The sequence below is a fragment of the Pseudomonas sp. V98_8 genome (genome assembly GCF_029967975.1).
Lineage (GTDB): Bacteria > Pseudomonadota > Gammaproteobacteria > Pseudomonadales > Pseudomonadaceae > Aquipseudomonas > Aquipseudomonas umsongensis.
Window position 1 is genome coordinate 11,801 of record NZ_JASCAE010000078.1, and the last position, 21,233, is coordinate 33,033.

The following is a 21,233-nucleotide window of genomic DNA, read 5'->3' on the forward strand; positions in this document are numbered from 1 at the left end:
GGTTCATCGTCGGAACGCCGCCCGGAGCATGCTCGCTCCTGCTGGAGGCGATATTCAATCCTGGAGTTCGGGGCGATCGCGGAATTGCTCGAGCGCCTCGGGGTTGGCCAGCGCGTCGGTATTCTTCACCTTCTGCCCATGCACCACATTACGCACCGCCAATTCGACGATTTTGCCGCTGATGGTGCGGGGAATGTCGGTCACCGCGACAATCTTCGCCGGCACATGACGTGGTGTGGTGTTGGCGCGAATGACCTGGCGGATCTGCTGCTGCAGCGCGTCATCCAGTTCCACGCCCTCGCGCAAGCGCACGAACAGCACCACCCGCACGTCGCCCTGCCATTGCTGACCGATGGCCACGCTGTCGAGCACCTGCGGGACTTTCTCCACTTGCCGATAGATTTCCGCCGTGCCGATGCGCACGCCACCGGGATTGAGCACCGCGTCGGAGCGCCCATGGATCATCATCGCGCCGTGGGGCAGTTGTTCGGCGTAGTCGCCCTGGGCCCAGACACCGGGAAATTGGCTGAAGTAGGAGGCCTTGAGCTTTTCGCCATCGGGGTCGTTCCACAGGCCGATCGGCATCGCCGGGAAGTGCCGCGTGCACACCAGTTCGCCCTTTTCGCCGATGACCGCCCGGCCCTCGTCGTTCCACACTTGCACGGCCATGCCCAGGCTCTTGCCCTGGATTTCGCCACGGCGCACCGGCTGCCACGGGTTGCCGTTGACAAAACACGAGACGATGTCGGTGCCTCCCGACATCGAGGCCAGGCACAGGTCGGCCTTGAAGTCGCGATAGACATAGTCGTAGCTCTGCGGCGACAGCGCAGAACCGGTGCAGAGCAAGGTCTTGAGGCTGCCCAGGTCATGGCTTTGCCCAGGCCTCACGCCGCTGCTTTGCAGGGTGGCGAGGTATTTGGGGCTGGTGCCGAATACGGTGATGCGCTCGTCGTCGATCAGGTCGATCAAGCGTTCGGCATTCGGATGGAATGGCGAGCCATCGTACAGCACCACGGCACTGCCTACCGCCAGGGCCGAGACCAGCCAGTTCCACATCATCCAGCCGCAGGTGGTGTAGTAGAACAAGCGATCGCCCGGGCCGAGGTCGCAGTGCAGGCCGTGTTCCTTGACGTGTTGCAGCAGCACGCCGCCGGTGCTGTGAATGATGCACTTGGGCACGCCGGTGGTGCCGCTGGAGTAGAGGATGTACAGCGGATGGTCGAAGGGCACGGCGACGAAATCCGGATCGCCACCCGGGTCATAAAAATCATCCCAGAGCGTCACATTGGCCTGGGTACGGAAATCTTCGATCCGTGTTCCGGGGCGTGCGTAAGGCACGATCACCAGTTGCTGCAATGACGGCAGGCGTTCGAGGATTTCGTTGACCTTGGCGTGCTGGTCGATCTCCTTGCCGGCATAACGATAGCCAGCGCAGGTGACCAGCACTTTCGGTTCGATCTGGCCGAAGCGGTCGATCACCCCTTGGGTGCCGAAGTCGGGCGACGAACAGGACCAGATTGCCCCCAGGCTGGTGGTGGCGAGCATGGCCACCAGGGTTTGCCAGGTGTTGGGCATGCAGGCCGCCACCCGGTCGCCAAGGCCGACACCGGCCGCCATCAAGCCCTTCTGAAATCCTGCGACATGCTCCGCCAATTCGGCCCAGGTCAAGTGTTCACGCTGGCCGTTTTCAGCCACGGCCACGACGGCTACGGCATCGTCGCGTCGACTGAGCAGGTGTTCAGCGAAATTCAGGGTGGCGCCGGGGAACCACTGGGCGCTGGGCATTTGTGGGCCTTCCAGTAGCACCGCGTCGGGTTGCTCATGGAAGCGGATGTCGAAGAAGTCGACGATGGCCTGCCAGAAATCCGGGCGCTGGTCGATCGACCATTGATGCAGGGCGGGGTAGTCGTCGATGTGCAGGTGGTGCCGTTGATTGACGAAGCGCCGAAAGGCTTCCATGCGAGTCTTGCCGATGCGTTCGGCGCTGGGTTGCCAGAGAATGTCGGACATGATTTGCCTCTTCTTCTAGTTTCAGATCCATTCGCGAGCAGGCTCGCTCCCACATTGAAATGCGATCCCCTGTGGGAGCGAGCCTGCTCGCGAAGAACGATGACGCGGTTTAACATCAGATCACTGCGCCAACCACCCACCATCGATATTCCACGCCGCGCCGCGTACCTGGGTGCCAGCCTCGCTGCACAGGAACAGCACCAGTTCACCCAACTGTGGCGGCGTCACGAACTCCAGCGACGGCTGTTTCTCGGCCAGCAGGTCATGCTGCGCCTGCTGTGGGTCGATGCCCTTGGCGGCGCGATCGTCGATCTGCTTTTGCACCAGTGGTGTCAGCACCCAGCCCGGGCAAATTGCGTTGCAAGTGATGTTGCTGGTGGCCGTTTCCAGGGCGACCACTTTGGTCAGGCCGATCACGCCATGCTTGGCGGCGACATAAGCGGCTTTGCCCGTCGAACCTACCAGGCCATGCACCGAGGCGATGTTGATCACTCGGCCCCAGCCTTTGGCGCGCATCCCCGGCAGGCTCAGGCGGGTGCTGTGGAACACCGATGACAAATTGATCGCGATGATCGAGTCCCAGCGTTCCACCGGAAACTCGTCTACCGGCGCCACATGCTGAATGCCGGCGTTGTTGACCAGAATATCGACGCCGCCGAATTCGCGCTCGGCGTAGGCGATCATGTCGGCGATCTGCGCCGGGTCGCTGACGTCGGCGGGATGATGGCCAACCTTGCCGCCGAACTGTTCAACCTCGGCAATCACTTTGGATGCATCGCCAAATCCGTTGAGGATCAGATTGGCGCCAGCCTTGGCCAGGCTCAGGGCAATGCCTAGGCCAATGCCGCTGGTGGAACCGGTAACCAGTGCGGTCTTGCCTGAAAGAGTCGTCATCAATGCCTCACACAATGCCAGTGGCGTAGAAAGTGCCGATCACTACGAAAACCGCCAGGGTCTTGATCAGCGTAATACAGAAAATGTCTTTGTAGGCTTCGCGGTGGGTCAGGCCGGTGACCGCCAGCAAGGTAATCACCGCGCCGTTGTGCGGCAGGGTATCCATGCCCCCACTGGCCATGGCCGCCACCCGGTGCAGGACTTCCAGTGGGATGTTGGCGGCATGGGCCGCTGCGATGAAGTCATTGGCCATGGCCGCCAGCGCAATGCTCATGCCGCCGGACGCCGAACCCGTGATGCCCGCCAGCAGGGTCACGGTGATCGCTTCGTTGACCAGCGGGTTAGGGATGCTTTTGAGCCAGTCGGCCAGAACCAGAAAGCCTGGCAGCGATGCTATTACCGCACCAAAACCGTATTCAGACGCGGTGTTCATTGCTGCCAGTAATGAACCGCTGACTGCACTTCTGCTGCCTTCGGCCAACTTGCCGCGAATCGCCTGGAAGCCGAACACCAGCACCATGATGATGCCGACCAGCAGTGCAGCCTGAACGGCCCAGATCGCCGTGAGCTTGGCGATTTCGGTGGTCACTGGCGCAGCCATGCCCGGCAGCGCGAGACTGTGGGTCTTGCCGTACCACTGTGGAATCCACTGGGTAAACAGCAGGTTCATGATGCCCACGGCCAGCAGTGGCGACAGGGCGATCCACGGATTGGGGAGTTTGATGTCGGCAGCGGTTTCCGGCTCATTGCGCAGGTCGGTGCCGTAGCCTTCGCCGCTAAGCTGAGCCTTGTTACGTTGGCGCTGCAGAAACAGCATGCCGGCGCAGACCACGAAGATCGACCCGATCAAACCCAGCCATGGCGCGGCCCAGGCGGTGGTGTTGAAGAAGGTGCTGGGGATGATGTTCTGGATTTGCGGGGTGCCGGGCAGGGCGTCCATGGTGAACGAAAAGGCGCCGAGGGCGATGGTCGCCGGGATCAGGCGTTTGGGAATGTTGCTCTGGCGGAACATTTCCGCGGCAAACGGATAGACCGCGAACACCACCACGAACAGCGAGACGCCGCCGTACGTCAGCAGGGCGCAGACCAGCACGATCACGAGCATCGCCTGGCGGGTGCCGAGCAAGCGAATCGCCGCCGCGACGATCGAGCGCGAGAAGCCGGATAACTCGATGAGTTTGCCGAACACCGCGCCGAGCAGGAACACCGGGAAATACAGTTTGATGAAACCGACCATTTTTTCCATGAACACCCCGGTGAAGGCGGGGGCGACGGCGGAAGGATCGGTGAGCAGGACGGCGCCGAGGGCGGCAATCGGGGCAAATAGGATGACGCTGTAGCCACGGTAAGCAGCCAGCATCAGCAGCGAGAGGGCTGCCAAGGCAATGATCACACTCATGGTGTGTCTCCTGGATTGTTATTTTTGTGAGGGTGAAACGTTGTAGGAGACGGCTTTAGCGAGTTTCGTGCCATGTGGGTAAGTTGTTGAAATATAAGGATATAATTTTGTGCGAAGTGGCGATTAAGTGCTTTGTGTCTCTATTTGGAGACTTTTTGTGCCTGAAAAGATCGCAGCCTGCGGCAGCTCCTACAGGGAAACGCTGGAAACCCATGTAGGAGCTGCCGCAGGCTGCGATCCTTTGATCTGAAAATTACATCTACAAATAGAGATTTATGTCTCTTTATTGAGACTCTGCAATCCCCAACGCCACCATCTTCTTGTACAAGGTCGACCTTCCCAGCCCTAACCGCGCCGCCGCCTCGATCACCTTGCCCCCGCATTGCGCCAGGGCCGCTTCAATCAATTGCCGGTCAAAGCGCTCGCGCGCCGCACTGAACGTTTCATGCTCCAGCGGTTCGATGGGCAACGGCGCCACGCGCTGCACTGGGGTAAAAGTTCCGATCGCCGCGCGGATATCTGCCTCCGTCAGGCGCAGGTCGTCACTGAGCAATGCCGCCCGCTCCAGCACGTTGCGCAGTTCGCGAATGTTCCCCGGCCAGGCGTGTTGGCCCAGGAGCGCCAGCGCATCGCTGTTCAGTTCGTGCTGGCTGCGCAGTTCTTCAAGGATCGCTTCACTCAGGGCAGGCAGGTCGTCGAGGCGCTCGCGTAGCGGTGGCACCTGGATCGGCAGGACGTTGAGGCGGTAGTAGAGGTCGGCGCGAAACTCACCACGCTTGATCGCCGCTTCCAGGTCGGTCGAAGTCGCGGCGATCACCCGCACATCGCTCTGGATCACTTCGTTGGAACCGACCGGTTCAAATTCCTTTTCCTGCAGCACCCGCAATAACTTGCTTTGCAGGGGCAACGGCATATCGCCGATTTCATCGAGAAACAGCGTGCCGCCCTGGGCGATCTGCAGTTTGCCGGCGCGGCCTTTGCGGTCGGCGCCGGTATAGGCGCCAGGCGCAGTGCCGAAGAATTCGGCTTCGAGCAGTGCTTCGGGGATCGCCGCACTGTTGATGCTGACGAACGCCTTGTGGGCTCGCGGCGATGCATTGTGGATCGCCTGTGCCAGCAATTCCTTGCCGGTGCCGGTCTCGCCGAGCAGCAACACCGGTGAGTCGGTGCTGGCGCTGCGCCGGGCGCGGCGCTTGACTTCCAGGCTGGCGGCGCTGGTGCCGATGAAGTGGGCGAAGTTGTAGCGGGTCTGTCGCGCCCGCAGCAGCGAGCGCGTGGAAGCAAGCTCTTGCTGCATGCTCATGTAGCGCTTGAGCATCGGCGACAGGCTGCGCAATTCGTCGAACAAGGCGAAGCCGATGGCACCGATCACCTCGCCGGCATCGTCATGAATCGGCAGGCGCATGACCACCAGGGGTTCCTTGGGGGTGTCCTGCATGTCGAGCAGAATCGGTCGACCGGTGCGCACCACCTCGCGCAACAGGCTGCCGGGGATGACGCTTTCGCAAGCCTTGCCAATGGCGTCTTCAGCCGATGGCAGGCCGAAACGCTTGGCATAGCGTTCGTTCATCCAGACGATGTTGGCGTCGCTGTCGACGATCACCGTGCCTTCACTGGACTGCTCGATGATCTCGAACAGCGAGCGGATCGCCAGCAGGCGCACGCGCTGGTAGTCCTTGAGGCTTTCGGTGGTGTTCATGAGGGCTGATCCTGATTGTGTGTTGCCTGTGCCGGCCCCTTCGCGAGCAGGCTCGCTCCCACACTTGGTCTGTGTGTTTCACAAATCCCCTGTGGGAGCGAGCCTGCTCGCGAAGGCCGCGACGCGGTCTGGCCGGATTATGCCTGCCCCACATGCGCCGCCGCCAACAGCTCTTTGGTGTAGGGATGCTGCGGTGATTCGAACACGTCGTGGCTGGCGCCGCTTTCGACCACCTTGCCGTCCTTGATCACGATCATGTCGTGGGCCAGGGCGCGCACCACCGCCAGGTCATGGCTGATGAACAGGTAGGTCAGCCCGTGCTTTTCCTGAAGTTGACGCAGCAAGGCGACCACCTGCTTTTGCACGGTGCGATCCAGCGCCGAGGTGGGTTCGTCCAACAGGATCAGCGCGGGCTTGAGCACCAGCGCCCGGGCGATGGCGATGCGCTGGCGCTGGCCGCCGGAGAATTCGTGGGGGTAGCGATGCCGGCTTTGTGGGTCCAGCCCGACTTCCTGCAGCGCCCGGATCACCTCGGCGTTGCATTGCTCGGTGCTCAACTGGCTATGCACTTCCAGGCCTTCGCTGATGATCTGTGCCACGGACATGCGCGGGCTGAGACTGCCAAACGGATCCTGGAACACCACCTGCATTTTCTTGCGCCATGGCCGCAACTGCTTCTGCGTCAGGCCATCGAGTGCCTGGCCCTGGAAGCGGATAGCGCCCTCGGAGTCCAGCAGGCGCAGGATCGCCTGGCCGAGCGTGGACTTGCCGGAGCCCGACTCGCCGACGATGCCCAGGGTCTTGCCGCGCTGGATGCTCAGGCTGATGCCGTCCACGGCCTTGAGGTAAGTCTTGCGTTGGAACAATCCGCCACCGACGGCAAATTGCACCCGCAGGTCGTGCACTTCCAGGACTTTTTCGCGTTCGTCCCGGGGCAGGGCTTCGCCTTCGGGCTCGGCGTTGAGCAACAGGCAGCTGTAAGGGTGTTTCGGTGCGGTGAACATCGTCTCGCAGCTGGCTTGCTCGACAATTTCCCCGGCTTTCATCACGCAGACGCGCTGGGCGATGCTGCGCACCAGATTGAGATCGTGGCTGATCAGCAGCAGCGACATGCCCAGTCGCTGTTGCAGCGACTTGAGCAACAACAGGATCTTGCGCTGCACTGTCACGTCCAGCGCCGTGGTCGGCTCATCGGCGATCAACAATTCCGGTTCGCAGGCCAGGGCCATGGCAATCATCACCCGCTGGCGCTGGCCACCGGACAGCTGATGGGGGTAAGACTTGAGCCGCTCCTGGGGCTTCTGGATGCCCACCAGATGCAGCAACTCGAGTATCCGCGCTTGTGCCGCTTTACCGGCCAGGCCCTTGTGCACCAGCAGGGTTTCGCCGATCTGCTTCTCGATGCTGTGCAACGGGTTCAGGGAGGTCATCGGCTCCTGGAAGATCATCGCGATGCGATTGCCCCGCAGTTCGCGCAATTTGCGGGCATCGGCGCCCACCAGTTCCTGGCCACGATAGCGGATGCTGCCGGTCGTCTCGGTGCCGCATTCGGGCAGCAACTGCAGGATCGAGTGAGCCGTCACCGACTTGCCCGAACCCGACTCTCCCACCAGTGCCAGGCATTCACCGGGGCGGATGTCCAGGCACAGGTCGCGTACCACCGTCTGGCCGTTGAAGGCGACGCTGAGGTCACGGATTTCGATCAGGTTGGTCATGGCAACAGTCCGCTTCACGAACGAGGGTCAAAGGCGTCGCGCAAGGCTTCGCCGATGAACACCAGTAGAGAAAGAATCAACGCCAGGGTGAAAAACGCCGTCAGCCCCAGCCACGGTGCCTGCAGGTTCTGTTTGCCCTGGCCGATCAGCTCGCCCAGGGAGGCACTGCCGGCCGGCATGCCGAAACCGAGGAAATCCAGCGCGGTGAGGGTCGAGATGGCCCCGGTCAGAATGAACGGCAGGTAGCTCAAGGTCGCGTTCATGGCGTTGGGCAGGATATGCCGCACGATCACTTTGCGGTCGGTGAGCCCCAGCGCCCGGGCTGCCTTGACGTATTCCAGGTTGCGCCCGCGCAGGAATTCGGCCCGCACCACGTCCACCAGGGCCAGCCAGGAAAACAGCGCCATGATTCCCAGCAACCACCAGAAATTCGGCTCGACGAACCCCGAGAGGATGATCAGCAGGTACAGCACCGGCAGCCCGGACCAGACCTCCAGCAGCCGCTGGCCGAGCAAGTCGACCCAGCCACCGTAATAGCCTTGCAGGGCACCTGCGGCGATGCCGATCAGCGCGCTGACGAAGGTCAGCATCAAGGCGAACAGGATCGATACCCGCGCGCCGAAAATCACCCGCGCCAACACGTCCCGCGCCTGATCGTCAGTGCCCAGCCAATTGACCCCTGAAGGCGGGCTCGGGGCCGGTTTGTTCAGGTCGTAGTTGGGTGTGTCGTCGCTGAAGGGGATCGGTGGAAACAGCAACCAGCCACCGTCCTTCTTGATCAGGTCCTGCACATATTCGCTGCGGTAATCGGCCTGGAACGGCAGTTGCCCGCCGAATTGCTGCTCGGTGTAGCGCTTGAACACAGGGAAATACAACGAACCCTGGTAGCTGACGACCAGCGGTTTGTCATTGGCGATCAGCTCGCCACCCAGGGTCAGCAGGAACAGCCCGACGAACAACCACAGCGACCACCAGCCGCGGCGGTTTTTCTTGAAACGCTCGAAGCGGCGTCGGCCTAATGGCGATAGCTGCAGCATCAGGCGTTCCTCGCAGCGAAGTCGATCCGCGGATCGACCAGGGTGTAGCACAGGTCGCCGACGAGTTTTATCAGCAGGCCGAACAGCGTGAAGATGAACAGTGAACCGAACACTACCGGATAGTCCCGTGACACGGCCGCCTCGTAGCTCATGCGCCCCAGGCCGTCGAGGGAGAAGATCACTTCGATCAACAGGGAGCCGGCAAAAAACACACTGATGAAGGCCTGGGGAATCCCCGACACCACCAGCAGCATGGCGTTGCGGAACACGTGACCGTACAGCACCCGGCGTTCGCTCAATCCTTTGGCACGGGCGGTGACCACGTACTGGCGGGTGATTTCGTTGAGGAACGAGTTCTTGGTCAGGATGGTCAGGGTCGCGAAACCGCCAATCACCAATGCGGTCACCGGCAGTACCAGGTGCCAGAAGTAATCGACGACCTTGCCCAGGGTCGATAGCGATTCGAAATTGTCCGAGACCAGCCCGCGTACCGGGAACCAGTTCAACGAGGTGCCACCGGCGAACACCACGATCAGGAACATGGCGAACAGGAAGGCCGGCATGGCATAGCCGATGATGATCGCCGTGCTGCTCCAGACATCGAAATGGCTGCCGTGGTGCACGGCCTTGCGAATCCCCAGGGGAATCGACACCAGGTAGGTGATCAACGTCGCCCAGAGCCCGAGGGAGATGGTGACCGGCATTTTTTCCAGGATCAGGTCAGTGACGGTGGCACCGCGAAAGAAGCTTTTGCCGAAATCCAGGCGCGCGTAACTGGTGAGCATCAACCACAGGCGTTGCGGTGCCGGTTTGTCGAAACCGTATTGTTTTTCGATGTCCTTGATCAGCTGCGGGTCGAGACCGCGGCTGGCCCGGGAATGGCCCATGGTTTCGCTCGAACCACCACCGACACTGGCTCCGCCGATGCCCTGCAAGTGCGCGATGGCCTGTTCCACCGGGCCACCTGGCGCGGCCTGGACGATGACGAAGTTGACCAGGAGAATGATCACCAGTGTCGGGATGATCAGCAGCAGGCGCCGCACGATATAAGCCCACATCAATGCGGTCCTCCGGGTCTGCCACGACGGATGCGCTCGGCGGTCATCTGCTGGTTGGTCAGCGGCGTGGTGCTCATTTCCCACCAGCTCTCGATGGCTTCGTCATTGCTCGCCTGCACGTTCGGTATGCCGAAACGATTCCACCACACGGTGGAGCTGCCCGGCGGGTAATAGTTGGGAATCCAGTAATAGTTCCATTGCAGCACCCGGTCGAGCGCATGGGCATAGTGCAACATGTCGGCCTTGGTGCTGGCGCGCAACAGGCCGTTGATCAGCGTATCCACCGCCGGGTTCTGCAAGGCCATGTAGTTGTTGGCGCCGGGATCCAGGGCCGCCGCCGAGCCGAAGTAATTAAGCAGTTCGCCGCCGGGAGAGGTGGTGACCGGATAGCCGGTGACAATCATGTCGTAGTCACGGCTCATCAGGCGGTTGACGTACTGGGACGAATCGATGCGGCGGATGTTCATGTCGATGCCGATCTGTTTCAGGGTGCGCTTGTAGGGCAGGAGCAAACGGTCCATGCCGTTCTGGCTGACCAGGAAGGTGAAACTCAGCGGCTCGCCGTCGGCGTTCACCAGTTGATCGCCCTGGGGTTTCCACCCGGCCTGCTCGAGCAGGCCCAGGGCTTGCAATTGCTTGTCGCGAATCACACCGCTGCCATCGGTTTTCGGTGGTTCGAACACTTGGCTGAAGACTTCATCGGGGATCTGTCCGCGCAAGGGCTCCAGAATCGCCAGCTCACCGGCATCAGGCAACTGCCGGGCCGCCAGTTCGGTATTGGAAAAGTAGCTCTGTTGGCGGATGTACAGGTTGCGCATCATCTGCCGGTTGCTCCATTCAAAATCCCAGAGCATCGCCAGTGCCTGGCGCACCCGGCGGTCCTGGAACATCGGCTTTTGCAGGTTGAACACGAAACCCTGGGCCGATTGCGGCGCTTCGGTGGCCAGGTGGGCCTTTTGCAGGCGACCGTCGCTCAGGGCCGGGCTGTCGTAGCCGATGGAGTAGCCGGTGGCGGAAAACTCGCGGTTGTAGTCGTAGGCGCCGCCGCGCAATACCTGGCGCGCGACATCGGTATCGCCAAAGTACTCAATGCTGAAATGATCGAAATTGTACAGCCCGCGGCTGACCGGCAAATCCTTGCCCCACCAGTCGGGGTTGCGCTCGAAAGTGATGCTGCGCCCCGAATCGACCTTGCCGACTTTGTACGGTCCGCTGCCCAATGGCGGCTCGTAACCGCCGCCATTGGCAAAGTCACGGTTCTTCCACCAGTGCTCGGGAAACACCGGCAAGGTGGCGATGTCCAGCGGCAGGGTGCGGTTTTCGTTGTTCTTGAAATCGAAGCGCACGGTCAATGGCGACTCGACTTCCACGCCCTTGACGTCGGCGAACTGCGTGCGATAGCGCAGGCTGCCCTGGGTCATCAGCAGGTCGAAGGTATAGCGCACGTCCTGGGCGGTGATCGGCGTGCCATCGGCAAACTGCGCCTTGGGGTTGAGGTAGAAACGCAGGGACAGGCCATCGTCGGAGCGCTCCATCTGCTGCGCCACCAGGCCGTACACCGTGTAAGGCTCATCCAGAGAGCGCTGCGCCAGGGGGGAGTAGAGCAGGCCATCGATCTGCGTCACGCCGATGCCCTTGTCTATATAAGGCAGGACGTGATCGAAATGCCCGATCTCGATTGCGGAACGGCGCATCGTCCCGCCCTTGGGCGCTTGCGGGTTGGTGTAGGCAAAATGACTGAAGCCGGCAGGGTACTTGGCGGGCTCGCCGTATACGGTCAACGCATGTTGCGGTGCGGCATTCACACCGGCGGCACCCAGGAGCAGGGCCACGGCAGTGAACAATAAAGTCGGGAAAGCCAGTCGCATTGTCAGCCTTAGAGCCGGGTGGTCGTTAACCACAATTTGTACGCTAGCGGCGCGTCCCTCGCCAGCCGAATTACGTATCTGAAACACGACGGCCCACCGGAAGGCGGGCCGTTGCACAGCCAATCCAGGGTGTGATCAGTCCTGGCGGCTGGTCACTTCCAGCAGGTGGTAGCCGAACTGGGTCTTGACCGGACCTTGCACCACGTTGATCGGTGCGCTGAAGACCACGGTGTCGAATTCCTTGACCATCTGGCCTGGACCGAACGAGCCCAGGTCGCCGCCCTGGCGGCTGGAAGGGCACGAGGAATTGGCTTTGGCGACTTCGGCGAAGTCTGCACCCGCCTCGATTTGGGCCTTGAGTTCGTTGCACTTGGCTTCGCTGGCAACAAGGATGTGACGGGCAGTGGCTTTGGCCATGGGAAAACTCTCCATTCAATGTACGGTAAAGTGCTGAGCCTACCGGATTCAGTGGGGTATTTCTCCTCAAAGTTCCGTTGCCAGCGCTCTGGACGGCAGGTTTGGTTTAAAGTCCGGCTTTTTCCAGGCGCTCGGCGTGCTGTACGTAAAGATCGATCGGGTCGATGCGCCTTTCAGTTTGACCGCTTCCCTGGCGAAGGGTGCCCAGATGGTCCAGCGGATAATCGGAGCGGATGACGGTGCCCAGATGGGAGCTGTAGCGCCCGACCATGCCATCGTTCTGCAAGGGCTCGGTGGTGAAATAACGTGACAGCGCCCGCAGCAGGCCGTGGGACGGGTCCACTTCGGCATCCTGCCGCTTTCCCTGCAGGACGCCACTCCAGGAATAGTAGCGGACACCATTGACCTGCTCGGGCCCCTTGCCTCCCCAAGTCTGCGGCAAGCCCTGCGGGTACTTCTGGTTGAACGCGCCCACACCTTGCGTAGTCAGCGCATTCAGCGCGGCGATAGCATTTTGCGGCATCCGGCGCTGACCGCTGAGCAATGACAGAAGGTCGGCGAACAAGGTGGCAACGATTTCGGCCAGCGTTTCCGGCAGGTGGCCTGGTGTCAGCGCACTGCGTAACAAGTCGGCCAATTCCGACCCGTGGTTCGGCCCGCTGACGGACGTCACCGAGGCCACCTTGCCTGGCGCAGTCGCGGCAGCATAACGTGCGGCCAATGCGCCTTGACTGTGGCCGATCAGATTCACCTTGGGGGCGCCGGTCCCCTGCAGTACCCGCCGGATTTGCGCCAGAAGCTGTTCGCCGCGGACCTCATTGCTATGGGTGGCGGACAGTTGCGCGACGAAAACGCTTGCCCCCGCGTCCCGCAGGGCCTGCTTGACCTCGTGGAAGAGTTGCACACTGCCGATCCGCTCGAAGCCGAAAAGCCCGTGCACCAGCAGGATTGGATAATGAGTCTTTGCATTCCGTTGCATGTTCATTCCTTTTTCCAGGGTTCGAGAAAGTGATTTCCGACCTCACTTTAAAGACTCCAATGCCGGCGCGATGCATGAAATAGCCGCGGTGGTTGGGGGAAAAAGGCATAGGTACGGTACGAATGCGCGGAGGTGGAGGTGGCTTCCTGGACTGCCCCCGTGGCGCATTGACACCTCGACTATAGGAGCGAGCATGCTCGCGAAAAACCCGAGAGCACCGCGGGGTGTCAGGCTCCCCGCGTCATCGTTGACCTCCATCGCCAGCGTGCTCGCTCCTGCAGGGGTTATTCCTGTGCCCGCAGCCGCTGCGCCGCCTGGCGCAACAGTTGTTCTGTCGCGCTCCAGCCCAGGCAGCCGTCGGTGACCGAAACACCGTACTTCAACGACGGCCCCAGCGGTTGGCAGCCCTCGAACAAATGACTTTCGATCATCATGCCGATCAGCGAGCGATCACCCGCAAGGCGTTGTTCCAGTACATCGTTGAACACGGCGGGTTGGCGCAGTGGATCTTTACCGCTGTTGGCGTGGCTGCAGTCGACCATGACCCGGGCCGGGATCTTCAGGCGGGTCAAGTCAGCGTGCACGCGGGCGATGCTGGCGCGATCGTAGTTCGGGCCGTGATGGCCGCCGCGCAGCACCAGATGGGTGTCCGCGTTGCCCGGCGTCTGGATGATCGCGGGATGGCCCTGGCTGTCGACACCGAAGTGGCGATGTGGATGGGCGGCCGAGCGCATGGCGTCACAGGCCACGCCGACCCCGCCGTCGGTGCCGTTCTTGAAGCCTACCGGCATGCCCAGGCCGCTGGCCATCTCCCGATGGATCTGCGATTCGGTGGTGCGGGCGCCAATGGCCACCCAGCTCAGCAGGTCATCGAAGTAGCCGGCGGCCATCGGTTGCAACAGTTCAGTGGCCACCGGCAAGCCGAGCATGAGCATTTCACGCATCAGCTCGCGGGACAGGGCCAGGCCGCCGGCCATGTCATCGCTGCCATCGAGGTGCGGGTCGTAGACCAGGCCTTTCCAGCCGACCGTGGTGCGAGGTTTTTCGACGTAGGCGCGCATTACCAGGAGCATCTGGTCGCTGACGTCGGCGGCCAGGCGGGCCAGGTTCTCGGCATATTCGAGCGCTGATTTCGGGTCGTGGATCGAGCAGGGGCCGACGATGACCAACAGGCGCGAGTCTTTCCCGTCGAGGATCGCGCGAACCGCCTGGCGGTGAGCGGCGACTTGGAGGGCGAGGGCGTTGCTCAGTGGCAATTGCTGTTTGAGTTGCAGCGAGCTTGGCAGGCGCAGGGTCAGCGCTTCGTTGGCAGGGTTGAGGATCGACAGTGGCAGAGCAGAGACGGACGAGTTCATGTTCAGGCTTCCTGGGCGGCGGCGGGTTGTTCCCGCGCGCTCGGCCCTACTGGGGTGTTCGACAATTGGCCGGATTGGCTGCGTGTGAGTGCTTGCCACCTGTGGGTGACCGATCGGAGGCGGCAGGCTGTCCCGAGCGGAGGGTGGTAAATCGCCAGGCGCTAAAACTGTCGTGACGGTAATAAGTGGCGTAGTTCATTTCGTGAATCCTCTTGATGGCGGTGTGTCGCTAAATAAGTGGCGGGCCCAAAAAACAAAACCCCCGGTCGGGAGGCCGACCGGGGGTTGAAAATTCTCTGGTGGCGACCCGTTTGAAGTGGGCGCCGTGTGGGTATCAGGCGCGCCAGTGGCTAAACCAATACCCAAAATAAAAGCTTGCCGGAGCGCACGCGTCGTTCACCCGGGCAGACGCAACCGAGCGCGGGGCGCTGGCGGTACGAAGCGGTGGGTGGGCATTGAACATGGTCGATCTCCGATGAGTGCACCGAGCTTACTAGAGGCCGGTGCGAGGTTTCAATCAGAAAATGCTATCGATCATCAAAGGCGATTTCTATCGCTTGAGTGCCCATGCGCTTGTGGCACACACTCCCTGTTTATGAAAACAACCACCCTCCCGGGATCGAGCATGACGCCATTACCTGATGTTCGCCGCGGCTTGCCGGATCTCGACTGGCGCCGGGCAATGGACTGCGACCTCGATTTCGCCCGGGACCTGACGTGCGTCAACATGCTGCGCTATTACATCCAGCACGATCTGGTGTGGCTGGACGAAGCGTTCGATGTCGCCTGGGCCGGGCGCGACAACCGGGTAATGGTGCACGGCGAACGTCAATTGGGGTTCGTCAGCCTCAGTCGGGATGCCAGGGCGTTGTACATCCGCGAACTGCATGTTGGCCCGGCGTTTCGAGGGCAGGGGGTCGGTTCCTGGGCAATCGATCAAGTAGTGGCACTGGCGCGCAGGGAGGGACGCCAGCGCTTGCGCCTGACCGTTTTCGAAAATAATCCGGCGCGGGCCTTGTACGAACGCAAGGGCTTGAAGATGGTTGGCAAAGACGAGTGTTTCCTGCGCATGGAGCGTGAAGTCTGCTTTGCGGCATGCTGAAACACGCTGCCGACAAGCGCTGCAAGACGAATGGAAACTTTTTATATAGCGCTTGGCGCTAGGTCTGCCACTTGCTTTTTGCTAAGGTGGCGGGCATTCCAAATAAGATCATATCGCGAGGTGTCTGCTTGATTAGGGTGCTAGTAGTCGATGACCATGATCTCGTTCGCACAGGCATTACGCGAATGTTGGCTGACATCGATGGCCTGCAAGTAGTCGGCCAGGCAGAGTCCGGGGAAGAGTCCCTGCTCAAGGCGCGTGAGTTGAAACCCGATGTGGTCTTGATGGACGTCAAGATGCCGGGGATCGGCGGTCTTGAAGCCACTCGCAAATTGTTGCGCAGCCATCCCGACATCAAGGTCGTTGCGGTGACCGTGTGCGAGGAAGATCCGTTTCCCACGCGGCTGTTGCAAGCCGGGGCGGCGGGCTACCTGACCAAGGGCGCCGGGTTGCCGGAAATGGTCCAGGCCATCCGCCTGGTGTTTGCCGGGCAGCGCTACATCAGCCCGCAAATTGCCCAGCAATTGGCGATCAAGTCTTTCCAGCCGACCAACGATTCACCCTTTGATGCCCTGTCGGAGCGGGAAATCCAGATCGCCTTGATGATCGTCGGCTGCCAGAAAGTCCAGATCATTTCCGACAAGTTGTGCCTGTCGCCGAAAACCGTGAACACCTACCGATACCGCATTTTCGAAAAGCTTTCGATCAGCAGCGATGTCGAGTTGACGCTGTTGGCGGTGCGACACGGCATGGTTGATGCCAGCCTCTGAAAATGACTGAAACCTTCGATCCAAGCGCGTTCCTGTCAACGGTCAGCGGGCGCCCCGGTGTCTATCGCATGTTCGACAGCGATGCGCGCCTGCTCTACGTCGGCAAGGCCAAGAACCTCAAGAATCGCCTGTCGAGCTACTTTCGCAAAACCGGCCTGGCGCCCAAGACCGCTGCGCTGGTCGCGCGTATCGCCCAGGTCGAAACGACCATCACGGCCAATGAAACCGAGGCCTTGCTGCTCGAGCAGACGCTGATCAAGGAGTGGCGTCCGCCGTACAACATCCTGCTGCGCGACGACAAATCCTACCCTTATGTCTTTCTCTCCGATGGCCAGTTTCCGCGCTTGAGCATCCACCGCGGGGCGAAGAAGGCCAAGGGCAAATATTTTGGTCCCTATCCGAGCGCTGGTGCGATTCGCGAAAGCCTGAGCCTGTTGCAAAAGACCTTTTTCGTTCGCCAGTGCGAAGACAGCTATTACAAGAACCGCACGCGGCCTTGCCTGCAGTACCAGATCAAGCGCTGCAAGGCGCCTTGTGTCGGCTTGGTCGACCCACAGGTATATGCCGAAGACGTGCGACATTCGGTGATGTTCCTCGAAGGTCGCAGCAATGCGTTGAGCGACGAGTTGTCCGCGGCCATGGAAGAGGCGGCGATCAACCTTGAGTTCGAACGTGCCGCCGAACTGCGCGACCAGATTTCGCTGCTGCGCCGGGTCCAGGATCAACAAAGCATGGAAGGCGGTACGGGTGACGTCGATGTCATTGCCGCGTTCGTCAACCCGGGTGGCGCCTGTGTTCACCTGATCAGCGTGCGCGGCGGGCGAGTACTGGGCAGCAAGAACTTCTTCCCGCAGGTGGGCATTGAAGAAGACGTGTCTGAGGTCATGGCGGCGTTTCTTGGCCAGTACTATGTCAGCAGTCCCGAACGCGACTTGCCGAGCGAGCTGATCGTCAATGTGGTCCACGAAGATTTTCCGACACTGATTGCGGCCATTGACGAGCTGCGCGGTCGCGAACTGACCATCAGCCACCGAGTGCGCGGTACGCGTGCGCGCTGGCAGCAATTGGCGGTGACCAACGCCGAGCAGGCCCTGGGCGCGCGCCTGGCCAACCGACAACACGTTGCCGCGCGGTTCGAGGCCCTGGCCGAAGTGCTCAAGCTGGACGAGCCGCCCCAGCGCCTCGAGTGCTATGACATCAGTCACTCCAGCGGGGAGGCGACCGTGGCCTCGTGCGTGGTGTTCGGCCCCGAAGGCCCGATCAAGTCCGATTACCGGCGCTACAACATCGAAGGTGTCACGGCGGGCGATGACTATGCCGCCATGCACCAGGCGCTGACCCGGCGCTTCAGCAAGCTCAAGGACGGGGAGGGCAAGTTGCCGGACATCCTGCTGGTCGATGGCGGCAAGGGCCAGCTATCGATGGCCCGTGACGTGCTCGACGAACTGGCGGTCCCCGACCTGATCCTGCTCGGCGTCGCCAAGGGTGCGACGCGCAAGGCCGGTTTCGAAACCCTGTACCTCAACGACGCCGCCCACGAATTCACCTTGCGCGGCGATTCCCCCGCGCTGCACCTGATCCAGCAGATTCGCGACGAAGCCCACCGTTTTGCGATTACCGGGCACCGTGCACGACGCGGCAAAACCCGCCGCACCTCGACGCTTGAAGGCGTTGCCGGGGTCGGGCCGACACGCCGGCGCGATTTGCTCAAACATTTTGGTGGATTGCAGGAGCTGTCTCGTGCCAGCATCGAAGAAATCGCCAAAGCCCCCGGGATCAGTAAAAAGCTCGCAGAGTTGATTTATGCAAATCTGCACAGCGAGTAGAATGCCCCCTCACCTCGTAGCCAGTTGTGCCGATGAATATCCCTAATCTGATTACCGTTCTACGCGTCCTGCTCATACCGATCTTCATTTTGCTGTTCTACCTGCCTTACCAATGGAGTTACCTGGCGTCAGCCTCGGTCTTCGCCTTCGCCGCCGCCACTGACTGGCTGGACGGATACCTGGCCCGACGCCTGGAACAAAGCACGCCGTTCGGGGCTTTCCTCGACCCGGTGGCCGACAAGCTCATGGTCGCCGTCGCCCTGGTGTTGCTGGTCCAGGAACACGGCAACCTGTGGCTCACGCTGCCGGCCGCGGTGATCATCGGTCGCGAGATCGTGGTCTCGGCCCTGCGCGAATGGATGGCCGAGCTCGGCGCCCGTGCGCACGTGGCCGTATCGAACCTGGGCAAATGGAAAACCGCCGCGCAAATGCTGGCGCTGGTAATCCTGCTGGGCAATCCGTCGGACTTCAGCTTCTGGGTCTTGATGGGTTACGCCTTGCTGATGGTCTCCGCCGGCCTGACATTGTGGTCGATGGTTCAGTACTTGCGGGCTGCCTGGCCGCATCTGAAGACTGACGTGCAAAAGAAATAAAACTTTTTTGAATCAAGGGGTTGACGGGGCTTCTGGATTCTATAGAATGCGCCACACCAAGACGCGGGAATAGCTCAGTTGGTAGAGCACGACCTTGCCAAGGTCGGGGTCGCGAGTTCGAGTCTCGTTTCCCGCTCCAAGTTTTACGCATTTGATGTCGCGCTACTGACAGCAGATGTTTTGAGGCCGAGTAGCAAAATGGTTATGCAGCGGATTGCAAATCCGCCTACGCCGGTTCGATTCCGACCTCGGCCTCCACTATAAATAGCCCCGTAGATCAATGATCTACGGGGTTTTTTATTGCCTTCGAAAAAGCAATGTGTTCCGCAATTTTTTGCATGTGTTCCGCAACTAGCTCATAGCTGACGTGTGTAAAGGGCAGAAATCGACTCAAATCGATCACCCTGTTGCTGCTGACCCAACTGACCCAGTAGAGACTTTTTACCAAATGTAAGCTGGCCGAAGCGGGTGGTGGCGTATAGCTATGGGGGCAATGTACGATCCGCACTCTGATATCAGGCAGGGATCGCAGCTCATGGAGCTACTGGCTTTAATAGCGGGCATAGCCGCATTCGTTCTTTTGATAAAAGCAACGAAAGCAAAGGGACTTATAAGTCAGCTGAAAATGGAGCTGACGTCACGACAGAACGACTTGAAGTCAACCGAGAAAGAGGTCGCTGCGCTGCGGCAACAACTGCAGCAGAAGCTGAGGGAGTTGGAGCGTTTCAAGGATATTGTGGATGCGGAAGCCGAGGCGGTCCGCATCCTCGGTGATACCAAAACGGAGCGTAGCCGATTAATGCAGCAAGCTCAGTCGAAGGTGGATCAAGCAGAAAAGCGATTGACCCAAGCGATCGCTGATGCAGAGAAAATAATCGCAGGCGCCCAAGAACGAGCGCAAGAGATGGCGGGCGATGCCCTTGAGGCCATGGGCAAAGCCAAGCATTACGCTGAAGCGGCTCAGGCGATGAGAAACATAATTGAAGGTTATGGTGATGGCTACATCGTCCCGACGTACAACCTTCTAGATGATCTCGCTGAAGAGTTTGGCTTTACCGAAGCAGGCAAAAAGCTAAAGGAGGCACGTGAGTTCACGCGACTCATGGTCAAAACTGGCAGGGCGGCCGCCTGCGATTACGTCGAAACCAATCGCCGCGAGACCGCACTACGATTTGTGGTGGACGCTTTCAACGGTAAAGTCGACTCGATTCTTTCGCGCTCAAAATCAGATAACCACGGAAAGCTCGAACAGGAAGTTCGCGACGCTGCGGCATTGGTAAATCTGAATGGCGCGCCATTCAGAAACGCCAGGATAACTGATGAATACCTTAGATCTCGCCTGGCAGAGTTGCGATGGGCTGTCACGGCGAAATTGCTCAAAGACCAAGAGCGAGAAGAGCAGCGTCAATTGCGTGAGCAAATCCGGGAAGAGGAGAAAGCTCGCCGCGAGTATGAGCGGGCTATCAAGGATGCAGCCAAAGAAGAATCCAACCTTCGCAAAGCCCTCGAGAAAGCCCAAGAGCAGGTAGCAGCAGCAACTGCTGCAGAGCGTGAGGAGTTTGAATCTCGTTTGGCTCTGCTGCAGGAACAATTGCAGGCTGCTCAAGAGAAGAATCAGCGTGCGCTTTCCATGGCGCAGCAAACTCGCGCAGGTCATGTCTATGTCATTTCCAATGTTGGCTCCTTCGGCGAGCAAGTCTTCAAGATCGGGATGACACGCCGATTGGAACCGCTCGATCGTATACGTGAGCTAGGAGACGCCAGTGTCCCGTTCGAATTCGATGTTCACGCAATGATCTTCAGCGACGATGCACCAGGCCTCGAGAAAAGACTTCACCGGCACTTCTTGCGCGAGCAAGTCAACAAAGTCAATCCACGAAAAGAATTTTTCCGAATCGGGCTGCCAGCAATCCGTTCCGAGCTTGAGGACTTGGGCGTAGAAACTCTTTGGACGATGAGTGCAAAGGCTCTTGAATACAAAGAGACCCAGCGGATCGAGCTGCAGATTCTGGAAAACCCAGCAATCGCCGCAGAATGGACGCAACATCAGCTGGAAGTAGAGGAGGCGATTGAGCATTCGGAGGAGGAAGCGTTGGCGTCAGCCTAACGCTTTTCTCACCTAAGCGTGTCCCAGCAATCGACTTGCATAGTCCGGCTCGGATTTCACTGCCTGCTTCGGGGCGAAAATCTCGAAACTTACCTAGAATATTAGCGGCCAGCAAAGAGTTGCCTTTGGGCACCTTCAAGCAGCAAGCAGCCGGCCTGCGCGGCGATCAATCCTATCGCCGATTTCCCGCTCAAAGTTTTACGCATTTGATGTCGCGTTACTGAGAGAAGATGCTTTGAGGCCGATTAGCAAAATAGTTATGCGGCGGATCGAATCCGACCTCCACTATAAATAGCCTCTTAGATCAATGATCTACGGGGTTTTTTATTGCCTTCAAGAAAAGGACGTGTTCCGCAATTTTCCGATGTTGTTTCCCAACCTAAAATTTCTTGCTTGGCGAAAGC

The 21,233-nt window shown here is 60.2% G+C and carries 16 protein-coding genes, 2 tRNA genes and 1 pseudogene; 7 read left to right on the forward strand and 12 right to left on the reverse strand.

The genetic code is table 11. The features are described 5' to 3' along the window. Nucleotides 1-54 precede the first annotated feature (54 nt). The 12 genes and pseudogenes from QLG10_RS23510 to QLG10_RS23565 form a co-directional block, all read right to left on the reverse strand. Nucleotides 55-2,010 carry an acetoacetate--CoA ligase gene (locus tag QLG10_RS23510; protein WP_188265512.1) on the reverse strand — a complete coding sequence of 652 codons (1,956 nt, stop codon included), beginning with the start codon at nt 2,008-2,010 and terminating at the stop codon, nt 55-57. Nucleotides 2,011-2,130: 120 nt separating this feature from the next. Further along, nucleotides 2,131-2,904, reverse strand: a complete 774-nt coding sequence (gene hbdH, locus QLG10_RS23515) for a 3-hydroxybutyrate dehydrogenase (protein ID WP_033045670.1) — start codon at nt 2,902-2,904, stop codon at nt 2,131-2,133. Nucleotides 2,905-2,911: 7 nt separating this feature from the next. Next, nucleotides 2,912-4,303 (reverse strand): GntP family permease, encoded by a 1,392-nt coding sequence (locus QLG10_RS23520; RefSeq protein WP_110754441.1) that lies wholly within the window; start codon nt 4,301-4,303, stop codon nt 2,912-2,914. A 283-nt stretch (nt 4,304-4,586) separates the two neighbouring features. Next, nucleotides 4,587-6,002, reverse strand: coding sequence for a sigma 54-interacting transcriptional regulator (locus QLG10_RS23525; protein WP_282488139.1), 1,416 nt, complete (start codon nt 6,000-6,002; stop codon nt 4,587-4,589). 137 nt (nt 6,003-6,139) lie between these two features. After that, on the reverse strand, nt 6,140-7,717 hold the full coding sequence (locus QLG10_RS23530) for an ABC transporter ATP-binding protein (RefSeq protein WP_110754437.1): 1,578 nt from the start codon (nt 7,715-7,717) through the stop codon (nt 6,140-6,142). Between the two features lie 14 nt (nt 7,718-7,731). Continuing rightward, nucleotides 7,732-8,754, reverse strand: a complete 1,023-nt coding sequence (locus tag QLG10_RS23535; protein WP_110754435.1) for an ABC transporter permease — start codon at nt 8,752-8,754, stop codon at nt 7,732-7,734. After that, a complete protein-coding gene (locus QLG10_RS23540) occupies nt 8,754-9,812 on the reverse strand; it encodes a microcin C ABC transporter permease YejB (protein WP_020795419.1) in 1,059 nt (352 codons plus the stop codon). The genes QLG10_RS23535 and QLG10_RS23540 overlap by 1 nt, the downstream gene beginning before the upstream one ends. Further along, nucleotides 9,812-11,680 carry an extracellular solute-binding protein gene (locus QLG10_RS23545; RefSeq protein ID WP_188265514.1) on the reverse strand — a complete coding sequence of 623 codons (1,869 nt, stop codon included), beginning with the start codon at nt 11,678-11,680 and terminating at the stop codon, nt 9,812-9,814. Before QLG10_RS23545 ends, QLG10_RS23540 begins: the two co-directional genes overlap by 1 nt. Nucleotides 11,681-11,815: 135 nt before the next feature. After that, nucleotides 11,816-12,097, reverse strand: a complete 282-nt coding sequence (locus QLG10_RS23550; RefSeq protein WP_110754431.1) for a peptidylprolyl isomerase — start codon at nt 12,095-12,097, stop codon at nt 11,816-11,818. A 106-nt stretch (nt 12,098-12,203) separates the two neighbouring features. Next, nucleotides 12,204-13,076, reverse strand: a complete 873-nt coding sequence (locus tag QLG10_RS23555; protein WP_282488140.1) for a triacylglycerol lipase — start codon at nt 13,074-13,076, stop codon at nt 12,204-12,206. A gap of 177 nt (nt 13,077-13,253) precedes the next feature. Continuing rightward, nucleotides 13,254-13,334: pseudogene (locus tag QLG10_RS23560) on the reverse strand (outer membrane lipoprotein carrier protein LolA); the annotation flags it as partial. A gap of 26 nt (nt 13,335-13,360) precedes the next feature. Continuing rightward, nucleotides 13,361-14,431 (reverse strand): 3-deoxy-7-phosphoheptulonate synthase, encoded by a 1,071-nt coding sequence (locus QLG10_RS23565; protein WP_282488141.1) that lies wholly within the window; start codon nt 14,429-14,431, stop codon nt 13,361-13,363. A 625-nt stretch (nt 14,432-15,056) separates the two neighbouring features. Here QLG10_RS23565 and QLG10_RS23570 point away from each other — a divergent pair. The 7 genes from QLG10_RS23570 (at nt 15,057) to QLG10_RS23600 (ending at nt 20,829) form a co-directional block, all read left to right on the forward strand. Next, entirely contained in the window at nt 15,057-15,533 is a 477-nt protein-coding gene (locus QLG10_RS23570) for a GNAT family N-acetyltransferase (protein WP_282488142.1), read from the forward strand. Between the two features lie 128 nt (nt 15,534-15,661). Next, complete coding sequence (gene uvrY / locus QLG10_RS23575) at nt 15,662-16,303, forward strand: UvrY/SirA/GacA family response regulator transcription factor (RefSeq protein ID WP_008015884.1); 642 nt, start codon at nt 15,662-15,664, stop codon at nt 16,301-16,303. A 2-nt stretch (nt 16,304-16,305) separates the two neighbouring features. After that, nucleotides 16,306-18,129 carry an excinuclease ABC subunit UvrC gene (uvrC, locus tag QLG10_RS23580; protein WP_020798849.1) on the forward strand — a complete coding sequence of 608 codons (1,824 nt, stop codon included), beginning with the start codon at nt 16,306-16,308 and terminating at the stop codon, nt 18,127-18,129. A 32-nt stretch (nt 18,130-18,161) separates the two neighbouring features. Further along, entirely contained in the window at nt 18,162-18,722 is a 561-nt protein-coding gene (gene pgsA, locus QLG10_RS23585; RefSeq protein WP_110754424.1) for a CDP-diacylglycerol--glycerol-3-phosphate 3-phosphatidyltransferase, read from the forward strand. 63 nt (nt 18,723-18,785) lie between these two features. Then, nucleotides 18,786-18,861 (forward strand) — tRNA-Gly (locus QLG10_RS23590). A 45-nt stretch (nt 18,862-18,906) separates the two neighbouring features. Further along, a tRNA-Cys gene (locus tag QLG10_RS23595) sits at nt 18,907-18,980 on the forward strand. 277 nt (nt 18,981-19,257) lie between these two features. Continuing rightward, entirely contained in the window at nt 19,258-20,829 is a 1,572-nt protein-coding gene (locus tag QLG10_RS23600) for a DUF4041 domain-containing protein (RefSeq protein ID WP_282488143.1), read from the forward strand. Nucleotides 20,830-21,233 lie beyond the last annotated feature (404 nt).